At 55.8% G+C, this 17,493-nt stretch carries 14 protein-coding genes; 6 read left to right on the top strand and 8 right to left on the bottom strand.

All coding sequences use genetic code 11. The features are described from left to right. Positions 1 to 125: 125 nt before the first annotated feature. The 3 genes from ydfG to J1779_RS09245 form a co-directional block, all read right to left on the bottom strand. A complete protein-coding gene (gene ydfG / locus J1779_RS09255) occupies positions 126 to 875 on the bottom strand; it encodes a bifunctional NADP-dependent 3-hydroxy acid dehydrogenase/3-hydroxypropionate dehydrogenase YdfG (protein WP_056770477.1) in 750 nt (249 codons plus the stop codon). Between the two features lie 123 nt (positions 876 to 998). Further along, complete coding sequence (locus J1779_RS09250; RefSeq protein ID WP_217203623.1) at positions 999 to 2,054, bottom strand: aldo/keto reductase; 1,056 nt, start codon at positions 2,052 to 2,054, stop codon at positions 999 to 1,001. Positions 2,055 to 2,101: 47 nt separating this feature from the next. Further along, positions 2,102 to 3,547: an MFS transporter gene (locus J1779_RS09245; RefSeq protein ID WP_238485114.1), complete on the bottom strand. Its 1,446-nt coding sequence runs from the start codon at positions 3,545 to 3,547 to the stop codon at positions 2,102 to 2,104. Positions 3,548 to 3,909: 362 nt separating this feature from the next. Here J1779_RS09245 and J1779_RS09240 point away from each other — a divergent pair, with 362 nt between their 5' ends. Beyond that, a complete protein-coding gene (locus J1779_RS09240) occupies positions 3,910 to 4,929 on the top strand; it encodes a DUF3829 domain-containing protein (protein WP_217203621.1) in 1,020 nt (339 codons plus the stop codon). Positions 4,930 to 4,986: 57 nt separating this feature from the next. Here J1779_RS09240 and J1779_RS09235 read toward each other — a convergent pair whose 3' ends face one another. From J1779_RS09235 to J1779_RS09215, 5 genes are all read right to left on the bottom strand, one after another. Continuing rightward, the gene (locus J1779_RS09235; protein WP_217203620.1) at positions 4,987 to 6,075 is read right to left on the bottom strand and encodes an ABC transporter ATP-binding protein; all 1,089 of its coding nucleotides are present in this window, start codon (positions 6,073 to 6,075) and stop codon (positions 4,987 to 4,989) included. Then, positions 6,076 to 7,029 carry a carbohydrate kinase family protein gene (locus J1779_RS09230; RefSeq protein WP_217203619.1) on the bottom strand — a complete coding sequence of 318 codons (954 nt, stop codon included), beginning with the start codon at positions 7,027 to 7,029 and terminating at the stop codon, positions 6,076 to 6,078. Positions 7,030 to 7,055: 26 nt separating this feature from the next. After that, entirely contained in the window at positions 7,056 to 7,895 is an 840-nt protein-coding gene (locus tag J1779_RS09225; protein ID WP_122095266.1) for a carbohydrate ABC transporter permease, read from the bottom strand. Then, on the bottom strand, positions 7,892 to 8,794 hold the full coding sequence (locus J1779_RS09220) for a carbohydrate ABC transporter permease (RefSeq protein ID WP_056770501.1): 903 nt from the start codon (positions 8,792 to 8,794) through the stop codon (positions 7,892 to 7,894). The genes J1779_RS09225 and J1779_RS09220 overlap by 4 nt, the downstream gene beginning before the upstream one ends. Before the next feature lie 61 nt (positions 8,795 to 8,855). Beyond that, positions 8,856 to 10,106 carry an extracellular solute-binding protein gene (locus tag J1779_RS09215; protein WP_122095267.1) on the bottom strand — a complete coding sequence of 417 codons (1,251 nt, stop codon included), beginning with the start codon at positions 10,104 to 10,106 and terminating at the stop codon, positions 8,856 to 8,858. Positions 10,107 to 10,412: 306 nt separating this feature from the next. On the opposite strand from J1779_RS09215, the gene J1779_RS09210 reads away from it, so the two are divergent. From J1779_RS09210 to xdhB, 5 genes are all read left to right on the top strand, one after another. Next, positions 10,413 to 11,585, top strand: a complete 1,173-nt coding sequence (locus tag J1779_RS09210; protein ID WP_205965082.1) for an ROK family transcriptional regulator — start codon at positions 10,413 to 10,415, stop codon at positions 11,583 to 11,585. A gap of 120 nt (positions 11,586 to 11,705) precedes the next feature. Further along, complete coding sequence (guaD, locus tag J1779_RS09205; protein WP_217203618.1) at positions 11,706 to 13,058, top strand: guanine deaminase; 1,353 nt, start codon at positions 11,706 to 11,708, stop codon at positions 13,056 to 13,058. After that, positions 13,055 to 13,693 (top strand): TetR family transcriptional regulator C-terminal domain-containing protein, encoded by a 639-nt coding sequence (locus tag J1779_RS09200; RefSeq protein ID WP_217203617.1) that lies wholly within the window; start codon positions 13,055 to 13,057, stop codon positions 13,691 to 13,693. Before guaD ends, J1779_RS09200 begins: the two co-directional genes overlap by 4 nt. Continuing rightward, a complete protein-coding gene (xdhA, locus tag J1779_RS09195; RefSeq protein ID WP_217203616.1) occupies positions 13,690 to 15,093 on the top strand; it encodes a xanthine dehydrogenase small subunit in 1,404 nt (467 codons plus the stop codon). The genes J1779_RS09200 and xdhA overlap by 4 nt, the downstream gene beginning before the upstream one ends. Continuing rightward, the gene (xdhB, locus tag J1779_RS09190; RefSeq protein WP_217203615.1) at positions 15,086 to 17,485 is read left to right on the top strand and encodes a xanthine dehydrogenase molybdopterin binding subunit; all 2,400 of its coding nucleotides are present in this window, start codon (positions 15,086 to 15,088) and stop codon (positions 17,483 to 17,485) included. Before xdhA ends, xdhB begins: the two co-directional genes overlap by 8 nt. Positions 17,486 to 17,493 lie beyond the last annotated feature (8 nt).

Genomic DNA, 17,493 nt, shown 5'->3' with positions numbered 1-17,493 from the left:
ACTCTTTGTGCGAAATACAACCAGCACTATTCAGGTGCAAAATGCCGCTTTTCATCAAAATAAACCAATAAAAAAAGCAGCCTGAGCTGCTTTTCATTATTTTTCATCAGGTTCAGGAAGCAAGATCACTCTTCGCGATGGACCTGCAATCCGGCGAGAGACTGGCTGACTGGCATCATTTCGATGCTGTTGATGTTGACGTGCGCAGGGAGCGTGGACACCCAGAAAACAGATTCGGCAACGTCAGTGGCGGTCAGCGGGTTGGTGTTGTCGTAGGTTTTGCTGGCTTTCTCATCGTCACCCTTAAAGCGGATGTTTGAGAATTCCGTACCGCCGCACAGGCCCGGTTCGATGTTGGTGACGCGAACGTGAGTGCCGTGCAGATCGGTGCGCAGGTTCAGGCTGAACTGACGCACAAACGCTTTGGTCGCGCCGTAGACGTTACCCCCGGCATACGGCCAGTTACCGGCAGTGGAACCGATGTTGATCACATGCCCGGTATTGCGTTCAACCATGCCCGGCAAGACGGCGCGGGTCATGTACACCAGCCCTTTGGTGTTGGTGTCGATCATTTTGTCCCAGTCTTCCAGCGACGCTTTATCCGCTTTTTCCAGACCAAGCGCCAGACCGGCGTTATTGACCAGCACGTCGATGTTGCGCCAGTCAGCAGGCAGGCTGTCGATGGCATCCTGAATGGATGCGCGGTTAGTGACATCCAGTTCAACAGCGTACAGCGCGTCTCCCAGTTCGGCTTTCAGGTCGTCCAGACGCTCTTTGCGGCGGCCAGATGCAATCACTTTATGACCTTCTTTGACAAACCTGCGTGCGATTTCTGCACCAAATCCGGCAGTGGCGCCGGTAACAAAAATAATCATCCCGGTAATCCTCAATATTTAAGCAAGGTGCTCAGTGCACACAAAAAGACCTTCACAGTATTAACACAAAAATAACACGACCGGCACTCTCTGCCGACCGTGTTACGTTTCATTTTATTGCCGTTACTTTTTCAGATAGGGCGCAATCAGCGATAAATCCGCGGCGGACAAACGATCCGGTGCCGTCTGCGCCTGGTGCCAGTAAGGATACAACAAAGGCAACTGACTGACCTGATTAAGTCGTTCAATTTCTTCATTATTGAGAGTTAAACCGGCGGCGAGCAGGTTGTCCTGCAACTGAGATTCATTACGCGCTCCGACAATCACCGAGGTCACCTGCGGGCGGGCAATCAGCCAGGCCAGCGCAATCTGCGCCGCGGAAACGCCACGGGCTTCGGCGATGCTGACCAGCACATCGACCACGTCGTACAGCGCGCTTTCATCACGCACCGGCGGTTCGCCCCAGTCTGCCAGATGGCGGGTGCCTTCCGGCGCGGCCTGATTGCGGCGATATTTACCGGAGAGCAGGCCGCCTGCCAGCGGGCTCCAGACCAGCGTACCCAGCCCCTGATCTTGTGCGGCGGGCAGCAACTCGTATTCGGCTTCGCGGGCCTGCAGGGTGTAATGAATTTGCTGGCTGACCGGGCGGATATAATGATGGGCATCGGCCACGCCCAGCGTTTTCATCACATGCCAGGCGGAGAAGTTAGAGATACCGACGTACCGCACTTTCCCGCTGCTGACCAGATCGTCGAGCGCGCGCAGGGTTTCTTCCAGCGGCGTCAGGCCGTCCCATTCATGCAACTGATACAAATCCAGATAATCCGTATTCAGACGCTTCAGGCTGGCTTCGCAGGCGCGCAGAATGTGATGACGTGACGAACCGCGATCGTTCGGACCTTCGCCCATCGGGAAGCGGGCTTTACTGGCGACCAGCACGTCATGGCGTTTGTCGCCGAGCGCCTTACCGAGGATCACTTCTGATTCACCGCCTGAATAAACATCGGCGGTATCGAACAGATTGATGCCGGCATCCAGACATAATCCTATCTGGCGCTGAGCGGCCTCAACGTCGGTTTGCCCGGTTTTTGCGAATTTGCCCTGACCACCAAATGTCATGGTGCCGAGGCTTAAAACTGAAACTTTCAGGCCAGAGCGGCCTAACAGACGGTATTCCATGGTTTAACTCCATTTTTCGGATACGTAATTTCAGTCTGGCTGCGCCATTATTTTTCCGGTACAGCCGGTGGGGTTACAGATTCTTTTTTGCGTCGTATTTCATCGCCTGCCGTTTTGTCGAGCGTCAGGCTGTCGAGCGTACCGGCCAGTGAAAACAGGCCGATGATGATAAAAGCGATGTGAAACGTGCCTGTCTGCAACGTGTCGCTGGCGGGCAGAAAATGTCCGGCGATGCGCAGGGAAAGCGCGCCGATGGCGATACCCAGCCCGGTAGAAAGCTGCTGCGCGGTGTTAAACAGCGTATTCGCGCCCCCCATTTGTTCAGAAGGCACCTGCGAAAAGGCCAGCGTATTGAGGGCAGTGAACTGCATCGAGCGGCTCATGCCGCTGGCGAATAACAGCAGCAGCGTCAGCGCCGTCGGCACGTTTGGCGTTAACAGCGCACAGGCAAAAATGGTCGCAGAATTGATCAGGCCGTTAACCAGCATAATCGACTTAAAGCGGAAGCGGTGCAAAATCGCTGAGGTAAAAGGCTTCATCGCCAGATTTCCGGCAAAAACCGCGAGAACCAGCAAACCGGCATTAAAAGCACTCATGCCGTAACCGAGCTGGAACATCAGCGGCAGCAGAAACGGCAGGGCGCCGATGGCGATACGAAACAGCGAACCGCCGTAAATAGTGACGGCGTAACTTTTGATTTTCATCGCCGTCAGCGGCAGCAACGGGTGCGCCGCCCGGCGTGAATGCCAGATAGCCAGCGCTCCGGCCAACAGCGCGCCGCCGATCATCGCGAAAGGTTTCCAGTCGATACGCCCTTCATTGAATTTATCCAGCCCGAAGATCAGCCCGAGGCAGGCAATCCCGGTCAGCACAAATCCGGTCACATCGAAGGGCACGCCTCTTTCGCCGGGAATAAGCGGGATCAGTTTCCGGCTAAACCACAGAGCAATACACCCGAGCGGCACGTTGAGGATAAAGATCCAGTGCCATGAGGCATAGGTGGTGATAAATCCGCCGAGCGGTGGTCCGAGAATGGGGGCGACCAGCCCCGGCCAGGTGATGGTGGCGATGGCGCGGATCAAATCCGATTTCCGGGTGTTTTTCAGCACCACCAACCGCCCGACCGGCACCATCAGCGCACCGGCAAAGCCCTGCAACATTCGGGCAGCGGTAAACGTCGGCAGGCTGGTGCTGGCGGAACATAACACCGAGGCGAGAGTGAACAACACCAGCGCCAGCGAGAAGACGTTGCGGGTGCCGAAACGGTTTGCAATCCAGCCGCTGGCGGGAATAAATACCGTGAGCGTCAGAATGTACGCCGACACACCGATATTCATATCCACCGGATGCACGCCGAAATCTTTCGCCATCTGCGGCAGCGCGGTCACGATCACCGTGGCATCGAGGTTTTCCATAAAGAACGCGCCCGCCACCAGTAATGGCAAGGCAGAACCGGGCGGCAGCGAGAATTTTTTGTTTGAGAAGAAGCTCATAGAAGGTAAGCGCGCTAATGAAACAGGCAATGTCTGAGCATAGCGCATCGGGGTGCGACGTCAACGGTAGAGAACAGGAAAGGTTATCTGTTAATCATTCCTTTAACGCTAACGCGTTTTTTTACCTCTGTTATGTCGCGCAGGGTTAATACGCGAGGCGTAAATACGTGCTGGCAATATCATTTCGCACATTTAAATAGTCATCATTGTTCAGGTGGAACATAATGCCCGGCCTGTTTATTAATAATGGCAATGATTCATCAGTGTGTTGAATTATTATGATATTCATATTTTATATGTCCTATCGATAGTTATTTGTTCATTCGATATTTTTACCTCACAGGAATGAAGTTAATCTCATTATGAATAATAAATTTATATACGCAGTGCTCTTTTCATCAATTCTGGTTGCGTTATCAGGTTGTGATGATAAAAAGGCTGAGGCTAAGCCTGCTTATGTGGCTGCCAAAGTGGCTGATACAGCTGAAAAATCCCCTACACAGGCTGCCCGGAAAGCCTCAGCGGCAGTGGTTGCCGCAAAAATGCAGGTCTACATTAAATGCTACAGCCTGCTGGATGCAGGAATTAATCATTCCTTTAACCAATATTCAAGCTGGGTAAAAGATATTGATCAGGGGCCAGCAGGGAATGAAACTGAAGTGTCGGGAATGAGTCCTGTTAATAGCAAATTATTAGAGTTTTGTAATAATAAAATGCCACTGGCAGCTGAACGGCAACCGGGTATTCCAGAACTGGATCGTGCGGCGCTTAATTTCATAAAGTCAGCAAACAGTTTGAGTGAGGTGATGAATTCTCTGAGTCAATATTATCAGCAAGAGGATTATAAGAAAGATACCTTCCTGAAAGGAAAAACTTCACACGCTGAATTTATGAATAAACTAAAATCATATAATTCAGACTCTGTGGCATTCAGAAGCGCAATTGATACTGCTAACGATGCACAACAACTCGCCCGTTTGCAGGAAATCGAACAATCGGAGGGTAAAAATGCCCGCTATCATGCTTTGTCCATCGTGATAAATGCTAAAAAGCTGAATGCGATACTGGTGCAGGATAAATTTTCAGCCGAATCTGCCACGCGTATTGTGAGCGAAATACAGGCCTCTCTTGACGTGATGAAGCAGCCTTCCGCCAACACCGGGGAAAAACCGCAGGACTACAGCAAGCTGATTAAAAATATTGAAGAATATGTGCTGGCCGCGCAACAGCGAATTAATCATGTGCGGGATAACCAGCCATTCACCGAAGCGGAAAAGGCAAAGCTCACTGACCAGAAATCATCAGCGATGGTTGAAGGAACCTTTAATCATGCGATGAAAGCGAATAATGAAATGGTCGCGAGTTTTAACCTTCTGCAATAATCAAATTTTACCGTTATCGCACGAATAAAGACCCCGTTTTGTCGGGGTCTTGACCTTTTATTCCTCCGCCAGTCGTTCTCCCGTTGTCACATCAAACAAATGAATCGCTTCGCTGTTGGCCTCGAGATACAACGGCTGGTCGGCGCTGACGCGGGCACGTCCGGCAAACTGCACGTGCAGCGGGAATCCACTCCAGTCGATGTGCAGCAGGCTGCTTTCGCCGGTGACTTCCAGCAAGCGCAATGTGGCGGCAGGCTGCGTGCTTACCGGAACAGGTTTTAAGTCGTGCGGACGCAGCCCCAGAGTGACCGGTTTTCCCTCGGCGTGCCGCGCCTGCAATGCCCATTTCTCCGGCAGGGCGAACCACAGTTGATCGCAGGCCACGCCCGGCTGTCCGTCAATATTGCGGAAGACACCGCTGAGCAGGTTCATGGGCGGCGAGCCGATAAACCGCGCCACAAAGGTGTTAACCGGTTTGTCGTAAATCGACAGCGGGTCACCCTGTTGCACGATAAAACCGTCTTTCATCACCACGATATTATCGGCCAGCGTCATGGCCTCGACCTGATCGTGCGTGACGTACACGGTGGTGGTGCGAAACTGCTGATGCAGCGATTTGATCTCAGCACGCAGTTCCATGCGCAGCTGGGCGTCAAGGTTAGACAGGGGTTCATCGAACAGGAACACTTTCGGATTTCGCACCAGCGCCCGGCCCATGGCGACACGCTGGCGCTGGCCGCCGGACAAATCTTTCGGCAGACGTTTGAGCAGGTGATCAATCCCCAGGACTTTGGCAGCCTGTTGCACTTTGGCCTGCTGCTCGGCTTTCGGCACTTTTTTAACCTGCATGTGGAACGCCATATTTTCGGCCACCGTCAGGTGCGGATACAGCGCGTAACTCTGGAATACCATGGCGATATCCCGGTCGGCCGGGTCGAAATTATTGATTTGCTGTTTATCGAGCAGAATGTCGCCGTCAGACAGCGATTCCAGCCCGGCCAGCAGGCGCAGCAGGGTGGATTTTCCGCAGCCCGACGGGCCAACCAGCACGGTGAAACTGCCGTCAGGGATGGTCAGATCCAGCGGTTTCAACACCTGCACTTTGCCATAATGTTTGGCGACTTTTACCAGTTCTACCAGAGCCATTTAGATTTTCTCCACAAGGCCAAAAAGCGATTGCCAGTCAGGATAACGGCGCGGGGAACTGCCAATCGCAAAACCGGCGACGCGGACACCCCATTGCAGCGCCGTGGCAGGCGGCAGGCCATAAATCAGCGCGGATAAAAATCCGGCGTTAAAACTGTCTCCGGCACCGATGGTATCGACCACATCGACCGGTTCCGCGTGCTGATGCAGCGTCAGGCTTTTCGACCACAGCCGCGCGCCATCCGGGCCGCATTTCGCCACGCAGAAGGCGTTTTCCGCCATCTGCGCAAGCAGCGTCAGCGCGGCGATATCCAGCGTGGCCGCATCCGCCAGCCCGAGGGTTTCCACTTCATTAAGCAGCAGGGCGTCGCAATACGGCAGCCATGTTGATGCCTGGTCACGCAGCGCATCGCTCCAGTCTTCCGGCGGCCAGCCGCTGTCCACTGCCACCTGATAACCGCGCTGCTTCAGCACGACCAGCAGTTGCGGATAGTCAGCATAAAGCGCCGTACACAGCCAGGTGCCGCACAGCAATACCCAGTCACCGGCCTGCGCCGTTTCAGGGATTTGCGCCAGCACGTCCTGCATGGAAAGGCGAACGATGTGCCCCTGATTGCTGAAAAAGGTTCTTTCGTGATCAGGGTGCGTAACGCCAAACGTCAGCGAGGTTTCGCAGTCGCAGGTAGGCCAGCCCGGGGCGCTCTCTGGAAACATGCCCGCCAGCCAGCCGCTGAACTGGTCGTTGCCCTGATTGGCCACCAGCCGGAAAGGGGATCCGAGGGCGGAGAGCGCCAGCGCGCAGTTTCCGGCAGAACCGCCGGGGCGCAATGAACTGCTTTCGAGCATCGCTTCGGTGCCTTTTTTCGGCCATGCGTGCAGCGTGCTCATGATCAAATCCACGTTGATGTTGCCCGCCACATACAGCGTGGCGCGGGTCTGCGGTCTGGTTGTCATTGATGAGAATTCCCTGGTGTTCATAATCAGCCTTTGCTGCCGCCGGCGGTTAACCCGCTGACCATGGTTTTTTGCAGCCAAAGCGCAATAAAGAGCGGCGGAATGGCCGCAAGAATGCCAACGGCGGCGATCAGCCCGTCATCGGTGGCGCGCCCGGCGGTGAACCCGGCAATGGTGACCGGCAGCGTCTGGGCGTCGATATTGTTGGTAAACAGCAGGGCGTAGAAAAATTCATCCCAGGCCAGCAGCCAGCCAAACATGGCTGACGCGCCGAGCGCCGGTTTTGCCAGCGGCAGGGTGATGCGCAGCAAAACCTGCCAGTAGCGCAGCCCGTCGAGGCGGGAAGCCTGTTCGATATCCACCGGCAGCGCGTCGAACTGGTTTTTCAGCATCCAGGTCAGGAACGGCAGGATCATCGAGCAATACACCAGAATCAGCCCGAGGTGGGTATTGAGCAGCGTCAGCTGTTGCAGGATGAAGTACAGCGGCAGAACGAACGCCACCGGTGGCACCATGTAAATTGCCAGGCTGCCGAACAGCCAGCCGTCACGGCCCGGATAGCGTGAGAAGCTGTAAGCGGCCGGGATCGCCAGCAGCAGCGAAACCAGTGTGGCTCCGCAGGCCACCAGCAAACTGTTACCGAGCGCATGCAGGAACAGCGCGCCCGGCGTGCCGGCCTGTAAGGTCAGCAGGCTGGCATAACGGCTGAAATCCCAGTGGCGCGGCAGCCATTCCAGCGGAATGCGGGTCAGATCTTCCGCCGAGCTGACGCTCATCAGGAACATCCACAGCAGGGGGGCAAGAATCGACACGGCCAGCACCAGTGCGGCGAAATAGCGTAAAACGAGCCGGATTTTCTGTTTCATTCTGTGCTCCCTGAACGGCGCTGGCGCAGCAACATCACCATGTAAATCGTGATCAGCAGGGCGCAGATTAAGGTCATCAGTATCGCGTAGGCGGCACCGCTGCCAGCGCGCAGATAACTGAACGATTCCTGATAGACAAAGAAGCTGACGGTTTTGGTGCTGTCGAGCGGGCCGCCCCGGGTCATGACATAAATGATGTCGAAGACTTTAAAGGCATCAATGGTGCGCAGGATCAGCGCCACGGCCAGCGGTGCGGCAATCGCTGGTAAAGTGATTTTGCGAAAACGGCGGAAAGCCGATGCGCCGTCGAGCCGTGCGGCTTCGAACAAATCTTCCGGAATGGTCTGTAACGCCGCCAGCACCAGCAGGGTGATCAGCGGGTAGTTTTTCCAGATATCCGCAAACATCACCGCATTGATCGCCGAAGAGGGATCGCCCAGCCAGCTGCGGTAGGTATCAATCAGCCCGAGCTGGGAAAGCAGGGCGTTGATGCTGCCGTAATCCGGATTGAAATTCAGCCGCCACAGGGTGGCGTTGACGATGGTCGGCAGTGCCCAGGGCAAAATCACCAGCACGCGCAGGGCGCTGCGTCCCCAAAATGGCTGGTTCAGCAACAGCGCCACCAGTACGCCGATGATGCCTTCAATCACCACCGACACCACGGTGAAATACAGCGTGCGCCAGAGTGCGGCGCGAAAATCAGGGTCGGTCAGCGCATACAAAAAGTTCTCGCTGCCCACCCAGTTGGGCGCAGAGCCGTCGCCAATCAGACCGGCATCGGTAAAACTCAGCCACAACGTACGGACAAGCGGCCAGGCGGTGAGTAAGAACATCATCAAAAGCATGGGCGCGAGCAGCAACCAGGCCTGACGTTTCTCACGTTGCGGTAATGTCAGCATTCAGTTTTCCCGTCCCGCCATAGTCAGGCTATGGCGGGTATTTTTGGTGTTGGTCGCGAAATTAACGTAAACGATCAGCGGCTTGGGTTGCGGCTTCCATACCGTCCTGTGCCGGGGTTTTGCCCTGCAATACCGCCTGAATATTTTGCTGCAAGATATTGGATAAACGGGAGTAATCCGCCGTGACCGGGCGCGACAGCATCACGTTCAGCGAGGTTTTCGCCGCCGCAATCAGTTGCTCCTGATCTTTTTGCACTGCCGGATCGTCATAAGAGGATTTCCAGATTGGCAGGCTCAGTTTGGCGTATTTGTTCTGCACCGGCTGCGAGGTCATGTAGCTGATGAATTCCCACGCCTGATCCGGATGCGCACTGGCTTTGGCAATGCCCAGCCCCATCGAGCCGTTAACGCCGGACGCGCCGCCTGCGGTTTCACCCGGTGCCGGGATCACACCGACGTCACCCGCCACTTTGCTCTGTTTCGGATCGTTGGCCATGTTGTACATGTAGGTCCAGTTCAGCGCGAAAGCCGCATCGCCGTTGGAGAAGGATTTACGCACGTCCTCTTCCAGATACTCGCGGGAGTTCGGGTTGGTCAGCCCTTTATCCAGTGTCTCTTTCATGTAACTGATGGCTTTCATGGCGCCGGAATTAGTGAAGTTAAGTTTGCCGTCTTTGTAGAAATCGCCTTTGAACGCGGAAACCAGGGTGGTGTAATCGCACAGTAATGCTTCGGACTGCGACCAGCTCCAGACCAGCGGATATTTGACGATGCCTTTTTCTTTCAGGATCGCAGACTGTTTCTCAACGTCAGCCCAGGTGGCGGGCGGCGTGGTGATCCCGGCCTTTGCCAGCATGGCTTTGTTGTAATACAGATATTTGGTGTCGAGGATCCACGGCATGCCCCAGCGTTTGTCTTTATAGGTCACGGTGGAAATGGCACCGTCAAAAATCTTGTTGCTTTCCTCTGCCGGAATACGCGCCGTCACGTCCTGCAACAGGCCGTATTTGTTAAATTCGGCGGGCCAGATCGCATCGAATAACACCACGTCATAACCTTTGTCACCGGCACCGCGCGCGGCGACGATTTTGTCGTGCAGCGCTTCATACGGTACGAATTCCAGATTCACTTTGATATCCGGATGCTGCTTAGTGAAATCAGCGGCCATGGCGCGGATATCCGCTTCGCTGTACGCCGCCTGTGTCATAAACAGGGCGCTGAGCGTGGTTTGGGCCAGCGCATTGACAGAATATCCAAGAGTCAGGGCAGAGAGGGCGCACAGGGTGGCCGCAGGGGTAAATCGTAGGCTCATCGTCATTCTCCGAAACAGGGTTAAGTTTATTAAATCAATTTGATTGCTTTAATCGGCTAAAAAAAATGGGAAGGCATAACTCTGCCAGTCCCTGCGTCCCTGCCGGAATGTGCTACCGGGTTTTAAGGCGAATATCAAAACAGCGTAAAGTGAATAGTGACTGACGATTATTATTAACATGGCAATAACATTCAAAGCTGTGATGCCACCGTCATATTCATACTCTGTTATTTATAAAATCAATTTGATTGCTGTAATCACTCGCCACATACTGCCCGCAAGGTCTTCACCGCGGAGAGGGATGTGATAACAACTTCTGGCACCAATCTTGAGCACGCCCGTGCTCACAATCGTCGGGTGGTGATCGAAGCCATTCGCCTTAACGGTGAACTGACCCGTGCCGAAATTGCCCGGCTGACGTCGCTCACGCCGCAAACCGTCTCCAACATTGCCACCGAACTCGAGCAGGCGGGCATTTTGTCCTCCCACCTGCCGCGCCGTGCGGGAGGCCGTGGTCAACCAGCAACGCCACTGACACTCAATCCTGACAGCGCCTATTCCATCGGCATCCATCTTGATCATCAGTCGCTGCTGATTGTGCTGGTGGATCTGACCGGAACCGTTCGCTTTCGCAAACTGCTCCATGTGCAGAAACCGCAGCCAGAGCCCACGCTGGCTCTTATCGATCAGGTTCTGCAAGAAATGCGCCAACAGGTGAAAATTGACTGGCGAAAAATTCTGGGCGTCGGCGTGGTGATGCCGGGGCCGTTTGGCGTGGAAGGGATTTCCTCGCAGGGGCCCACCACGCTGCACGGCTGGGATAACGTTGATATTGAAGCCCGTTTAAGCGCCGCGACCGGCTGGCCGGTGACGCTGGAAAACGATGCGACGGTGGCGGCTATTGGCGAACGTTTTCACGGCGTCGCCAAGCAATTAACCTCATTTGTGTATCTGTATATCGGCACCGGTCTGGGCGCAGGCATCTTTACTGACGGGCGAATTTATACCGGCCATGCACACAATGCGGGCGAAGTCGGCCACATTGTGGTGCAACCGGGCGGGCGCGAATGCTATTGCGGCAATAAAGGCTGCCTCGAACGTTACCTTTCTTTGCAGGCCGCGTACGAAGCCTGCGGCCTGGATCCGGCCTCGGCGATGCCGGAAGATCTGCTGAGCGTGGATGAAAAACGCTTCGACCAGTGGCTGGATACGGCGGTGGAACCGGCGTTGCAGGCCATCAATATTATGGAATGTGTGTTCGATGCGCAGTGCGTGATCATCGGCGGCACCATGCCGAAACCGCTGGTGGAGAAGCTGATTAAGCGCCTGACGCCGCTGTATAATTCGGTGCGCAGCCGCTATGCGCAGAGTGCGCGCATACGCCTCGGCATGTCCGGCAGCGACACCCCTGCACTCGGTGCGGCGGCGCTGCCGATCTTCGACGAATTTAACCCGCAATATGAAGTGCTGCTGAAGTAGCGTTGCTGTCAGAAGTAAAAAACATCCGGACGGTCTGACCGGTTGGTCAGATTTGGCATAAGCTTTGCAAATGTTCTGTTATCAAACGTGAACGTGAATGTTGCAGAGAAGGACTATGCCATGAGTCAGATCATCACCCGCGCGGTACGCGGCAATTTCTTTGATATCCGCGAACCGGTTTTAACGCCGGAAGATGTTGAAGCGCAGGTGCGTTATATCGAAGACGGCCTGATGTTGCTCAGCGGCGGGCATATTGTCTGGCTGGGCAGCTGGCAGGAAGGCGAGGGCAGGCTGGCGCAGGCGCAAAAAACCGCCGGTCTGGACATCGATGATTACCGCGACAAGCTGATCGTGCCGGGCTTTGTCGATACGCATATTCACTATCCGCAAACCGAAATGATCGGCGCCTACGGCGAGCAACTGCTCGAGTGGCTGACCCGTTATACCTTCCCGACTGAACAGCAATATCACTGCGCCGACTATTCGAAGCGCATGTCGAAATTCTTCCTCGATCAGTTGTTACTCAACGGCACCACCACGGCGCTGGTGTTCGGCACCGTACATCCGCAATCCGTCGATGCGCTGTTTAAAGAAGCGGCAGATATCAATATGCGGCTGGTGGCGGGCAAAGTGATGATGGACAAAAACGCCCCTGACGCCCTGCTGGAAACGCCGGAACAAAGTGAACGCGATACGCGCGCGCTGATTGCGCGCTGGCACAACCGTCAGCGCCTGAGTTATGCGCTGACGCCGCGTTTTGCACCGACATCCTCGCCGGAACTGTTGCAGAAGGTGCGGCTGCTCAGGCAGGAGTTCCCCGACGTTTACATGCATACCCATCTGAGCGAAAACGTCGCGGAGCTGTCGTGGGTGAAAGAAATGCACCCCGAACATCAGCATTATCTCGACGTTTATCATCAGTACGGCCTGACCGGCGAACGCTGCGTGTTTGCGCACTGTCTGCATCTGGATGACAGCGAATGGGATTGCCTGCACGACACCGATTCGACCATCGCCTTTTGCCCGACCTCCAACCTGTTTCTCGGCAGCGGCCTGTTTAATTTGCAGAAATCCTGGCAGAAGCAGGTGCGCGTCGGCATGGGTACCGATGTGGGTGCCGGTACCACGTTCAACATGCTGGAAACCTTGTCGGAAGCCTATAAAGTCGGGCAGCTTCAGCGCTACCGTCTGTCCGCTTTCGAAGCCTTTTATCACGCCACGTTGGGCGGCGCGCGGGCGCTGCATCTCGACGACAAAATTGGCAATTTTAACGCCGGTAAAGAGGCGGATTTCGTGGTGCTCGAGCCGGGCGTCAGTGCGCTGCAAAAACTGCGCGCCGGCAACAGCAAAACGCTGGCCGAAAAGCTGTTTGTGCTGATGACGCTGGGCGATGACCGCAATGTGTACAGCACCTATGTGGATGGCGAACAGGTCTATGCGCGAGATGCTTTGCAGGGGGAGCGTTCAGCATGATGAACAATGACACCGGCGGTAAAGTCCGCATTGCACGTGAACGTACCCTGGAGAATATCCACGCGGCGGCGATTGCGGAATTCAGTGAAAAAGGCTTTCAGGGCGCGACCACCCAGGCCATCGCTCAGCGCGCGGGGATCAAAAAAGCCCAGCTGCACTATTACATCGCGGGGAAAGAGGAGCTTTACGAAGAACTCTTGCAGAAAGTGCTGAAAGTCTGGGGCGACATCATTCAGTTTGACCCGTCTGTCAGCGAGCCGGAAGACGTGCTCAGCCGCTATATCCGCAACAAACTCAACTTCTCGTTCGATCAGCCGGAACTCTCACGCATCTTCACCAGCGAGGTGCTCGGCGGCGGTCACTATTTACAGAAATACTGGCCACAGGCGACGCTGAACATTGCTGGCAAAGAGAACCTGATCCAGCAGTGGATTGTGCAGGGCAAAATCCGCGCACTGGATGCCCGTCTGTTCATCATGCATATCTGGGCGGTGACGCAGTATTACGCCGATTTCGCGGTGCAGGTGAAACACATGTACGGCAATTTCGAGGGCGATGAGCAGGCGCGCGAACACATCATCGATGAAGTCACGACACTGATTTTAAACGGCTGTAAAAAAGGAGGTGCCGTATGATCCAATTTCTGATGAACGGCAGGATCCACACGGAAAATCTGCCCGCCGATACCACCGTTTTACAGTATCTGCGCCGTGACGCCGGACGTTGCGGCACGAAAGAAGGTTGCGCCTCCGGTGACTGCGGTGCCTGCACCGTGGTGCTGGCGGAAAAACAGGGTGACCAGTTGCAGTACCGCACCGTCAACGCCTGCCTGACGTTCATGCCCGCCGTGCATGGCAAACAGCTGATCACCGTGGAAGATTTAAAGCATCGCGGCAAACTGCATCACGTTCAGCAGGCGATGGTGGACAATCACGCCTCGCAATGCGGGTTTTGCACGCCGGGTTTTGTGATGTCGCTGTTTGCGATGGAGAAAAATAAGCCCGCTTACACGGTGGAAGGCGTGCAGGAAACGCTTTCCGGCAACCTGTGCCGCTGCACCGGTTACCGGCCGATCATGGATGCCGCGAAGGCCATTTGTGACGCCCCCGAGCCGGATCAGTTTGATGCTGATGCCCTGCAAACGCTGGCAAAACTCGCCGCAATGTCCGCCACTGAACAGCCGGTGAGCCTTGATCAACTGGCGCAACGCTACCTTGCTGAGCCGGATTCCCGTCTGGTGGCGGGCGGCACCGATCTGGCGCTGGAAGTGACACAACGCTATCAGCGCCTGCCGAAGCTGATTTCACTGAGCCATATCCCCGAACTCAAAACCATTACGCTGACCGGTCAGGCTATTCATATTGGCGCAGCGGCACCGCTGAGCGAATGTATGCCGGTTTTAGACGATGAATACCCGGAATTTGGCGAGCTGCTTGAGCGTTTTGCCTCACAGCAAATCCGCAATCAGGGCACCTTTGGCGGCAACATCGCTAACGCGTCGCCGATCGGTGACGGCGGGCCGGTGCTGCTGGCGCTGGGCGCATCTTTATTGCTGCGGCGTGGCGCTGAACAACGCGAATTACCGCTCGATCAGTTCTTCCTCGGGTATCGCAAAACGGCGTTACAGCCCGGTGAATTTATCGAACAAATCCGCATCCCGCGCAACACCTCGGCGGCGCGTCAGTTGCGGGTTTATAAAGTGTCGAAAAGGCTTGAGGATGACATTTCCGCCGTCTGTGCTGCTTTGCATATCGAAGTGCAAAACGGCGTGGTGGTCCATGCCCGCGTGGCGTTCGGCGGGATGGCGGAAGTGGCGAAACGGGCCACCTGCTGCGAAGCGCAGTTGCTCGGCCAGCCGTGGCAGACGGCCACCGTCGAGCGTGCCTGTCAGGCGCTGACGCAGGATTTCACCCCGATCAGTGATTTCCGCGCCAGCCGCGAATACCGCATGCAGGTGGCGAAAAATCTGCTGCGCCGCTGCCATATCGAAATGACTTCTCCTGAAACACTGATGCGGGTAACTCACTATGTCTGAATCCAAACCTTCACTGTCTCAGGCGGAGATGGAAGCGCAGTTTCGCGCCGGTTTACAGAGCGGCGTCGGCAAAAGCCAGAAACACGAAAGTGCGGATAAACACGTCAGCGGCGAAGCGGTGTATGTCGATGACCGGCTGGAGTTCCCCGGTCAGCTGCACCTGGTGCCGCTGCTCAGCCCGCATGCGCACGCCGATATTCTGCATATCGATACTGAACCTTGTTATACCGTGCCGGGCGTGGTGCGGGTGATGACCGCAGAAGATGTGCCCGGCAACCCGGATATCGCGCCACTCACCGTTGGCGATCCGCTGATGGCGCAGGGCACCGTGCAGTATGTCGGTCAGATTGTGCTGGTGGTGGCGGCAACATCCATGGAGGCCGCCCGTGCCGCCGTGGCGCTGGCGAAAGTGGAATATCAGCCGCGTGACGCCGTTCTGACCGTGAAACAGGCGCTGGCGCTGGAACATTACGTGGAAGAGCCGCATCAGCATAAGCGCGGTGACGCGGAAATGGCGCTGGCCTGTGCGCCGCACCGTTTGCAGGGTGAGCTGGAAATTGGCGGGCAGGAGCATTTTTATCTTGAGACGCAGATTGCTTCAGTGATGCCCGGCGAAGACGGCGCGATGCTGGTGTACAGCTCGACACAGCATCCGACCGAAGTACAGAAACTGGTGGCCTCGGTGCTGGATTTGCCGATGCACAAAGTGGTGGTCGATATGCGCCGCATGGGCGGCGGTTTCGGCGGCAAAGAGACGCAGGCAGCGGGGACGGCGTGTCTGGCGGCACTGGCCGCGCATCTGACCGGACGTCCGGCGAAAATGCGTCTGGCGCGTCAGGACGACATGCTGATCACCGGTAAACGGCATCCGTTCCACGTCAGTTATGACGTCGGGTTTACCGATGACGGCGTGATCCACGGTATCGACATCAAACTGGCAGCCAACTGTGGTTATTCGCTGGATCTCTCCGGCTCTATCGTAGACCGCGCCATGTTCCATTCTGATAACGCCTATTACCTCGGCGATGCGCTGATCACCGGTTACCGCTGTAAAACCAATATGGCGTCGAATACCGCGTATCGCGGATTTGGCGGCCCGCAGGGCATCGTGGCGATTGAACACATCGTCGATCACATTGCACGCGAGCTGGGGATGGACCCGCTGACCGTGCGCAAAAATAACTATTACGGTCACGACAGCCGCAACGTGACGCATTACCACCAGCCGGTCGGGCAAAATCTGCTGCAGGAGATGACCCAACAGCTGGAAGAGAGCGCGGAATACACGGCAAGGCGTGACGTTGTCACACAATTTAACCGCAATAACCGCTATCTGAAAAAGGGGCTGGCGCTGACGCCGGTAAAATTCGGTATTTCGTTCACCGCCAGTTTTCTTAACCAGGCTGGCGCGCTGGTGCTGGTGTATACCGACGGCAGCATTCAGCTCAACCACGGCGGCACCGAAATGGGACAAGGGCTGAACACCAAAGTCGCGCAGGTGGTGGCTGAAGTGTTTCAGGTGGATATCAGCCGGATTCAGATCACCGCCACCGATACCGGTAAAGTGCCGAATACCTCGCCGACGGCGGCGTCCTCCGGCGCAGACCTGAACGGTAAAGCCGCGCAAAACGCCGCGGAGATCATCAAAGGTCGCATGACTGAAATGCTGATGCGCCTTCATGATGCGCAGGAAACGGACATTACCTTCAGTAACGGTCAGGTGCGGGTGAAAGATCTGTATTTCAGTTTTGAGCAGGTCGCCACCCAGTGCTGGCTGAATCAGGTGCCGCTCTCCAGCACCGGCTACTACAAAACGCCGAAGATTTTCTACGACCGCAGCAAAGCGGCCGGGCACCCGTTCTATTACTTCTCCTATGGCGCGGCCTGCGCGGAAGTGCTGGTCGATACCCTGACCGGGGAATACAAATTGCTGCGTGCGGACATTCTTCACGACGTCGGTGATTCGCTGAATCCGGCCATTGATATCGGTCAGGTAGAAGGCGGCTTCGTGCAGGGCATGGGCTGGCTGACCACGGAGGAACTGGTGTGGAACGACCAGGGGCGGTTAATGACCAGCGGCCCGGCAGCCTACAAAATTCCGGCCATTGGCGACATTCCGCAGGATCTGCGCGTAAAACTGGTGGAGAACCGCAAAAATCCGGAAGACACGGTTTTCCATTCTAAAGCCGTGGGCGAACCGCCGTTTATGCTCGGGATTTCAGTCTGGTGTGCGATCAAAGATGCCGTCGCCAACCTGGCGGATTACCGCGTACATCCGCATCTGGATGCACCCGCCACGCCGGAAAGAGTGCTGAATGCGGTCAATCAGCTGATGTTTCATGGTGACGTTGTCACTTATCCTGAGCCGGCCACCGCCCGCGTCACCGGCTAACGGAGGTT

It is taken from the genome of Rahnella rivi (assembly GCF_019049655.1).
Classification (GTDB): domain Bacteria; phylum Pseudomonadota; class Gammaproteobacteria; order Enterobacterales; family Enterobacteriaceae; genus Rahnella; species Rahnella rivi.
Note: the sequence above shows the minus strand (reverse complement) of the source record. Positions and strands in the feature narration are given on the sequence as shown.

Excerpts from the sequence above, each read along its gene's own strand:
- ydfG (WP_056770477.1), bottom strand. The coding sequence starts at position 875 with ATGATTATTTTTGTTACCGGCGCCACTGCCGGATTTGGTGCAGAAATC.
- J1779_RS09250 (WP_217203623.1), bottom strand. The coding sequence starts at position 2,054 with ATGGAATACCGTCTGTTAGGCCGCTCTGGCCTGAAAGTTTCAGTTTTA.
- J1779_RS09245 (WP_238485114.1), bottom strand. The coding sequence starts at position 3,547 with ATGAGCTTCTTCTCAAACAAAAAATTCTCGCTGCCGCCCGGTTCTGCC.
- J1779_RS09240 (WP_217203621.1), top strand. The coding sequence starts at position 3,910 with ATGAATAATAAATTTATATACGCAGTGCTCTTTTCATCAATTCTGGTT.
- J1779_RS09235 (WP_217203620.1), bottom strand. The coding sequence starts at position 6,075 with ATGGCTCTGGTAGAACTGGTAAAAGTCGCCAAACATTATGGCAAAGTG.
- J1779_RS09230 (WP_217203619.1), bottom strand. The coding sequence starts at position 7,029 with ATGACAACCAGACCGCAGACCCGCGCCACGCTGTATGTGGCGGGCAAC.
- J1779_RS09225 (WP_122095266.1), bottom strand. The coding sequence starts at position 7,895 with ATGAAACAGAAAATCCGGCTCGTTTTACGCTATTTCGCCGCACTGGTG.
- J1779_RS09220 (WP_056770501.1), bottom strand. The coding sequence starts at position 8,794 with ATGCTGACATTACCGCAACGTGAGAAACGTCAGGCCTGGTTGCTGCTC.
- J1779_RS09215 (WP_122095267.1), bottom strand. The coding sequence starts at position 10,106 with ATGAGCCTACGATTTACCCCTGCGGCCACCCTGTGCGCCCTCTCTGCC.
- guaD (WP_217203618.1), top strand. The coding sequence starts at position 11,706 with ATGAGTCAGATCATCACCCGCGCGGTACGCGGCAATTTCTTTGATATC.
- J1779_RS09200 (WP_217203617.1), top strand. The coding sequence starts at position 13,055 with ATGATGAACAATGACACCGGCGGTAAAGTCCGCATTGCACGTGAACGT.
- xdhA (WP_217203616.1), top strand. The coding sequence starts at position 13,690 with ATGATCCAATTTCTGATGAACGGCAGGATCCACACGGAAAATCTGCCC.
- xdhB (WP_217203615.1), top strand. The coding sequence starts at position 15,086 with ATGTCTGAATCCAAACCTTCACTGTCTCAGGCGGAGATGGAAGCGCAG.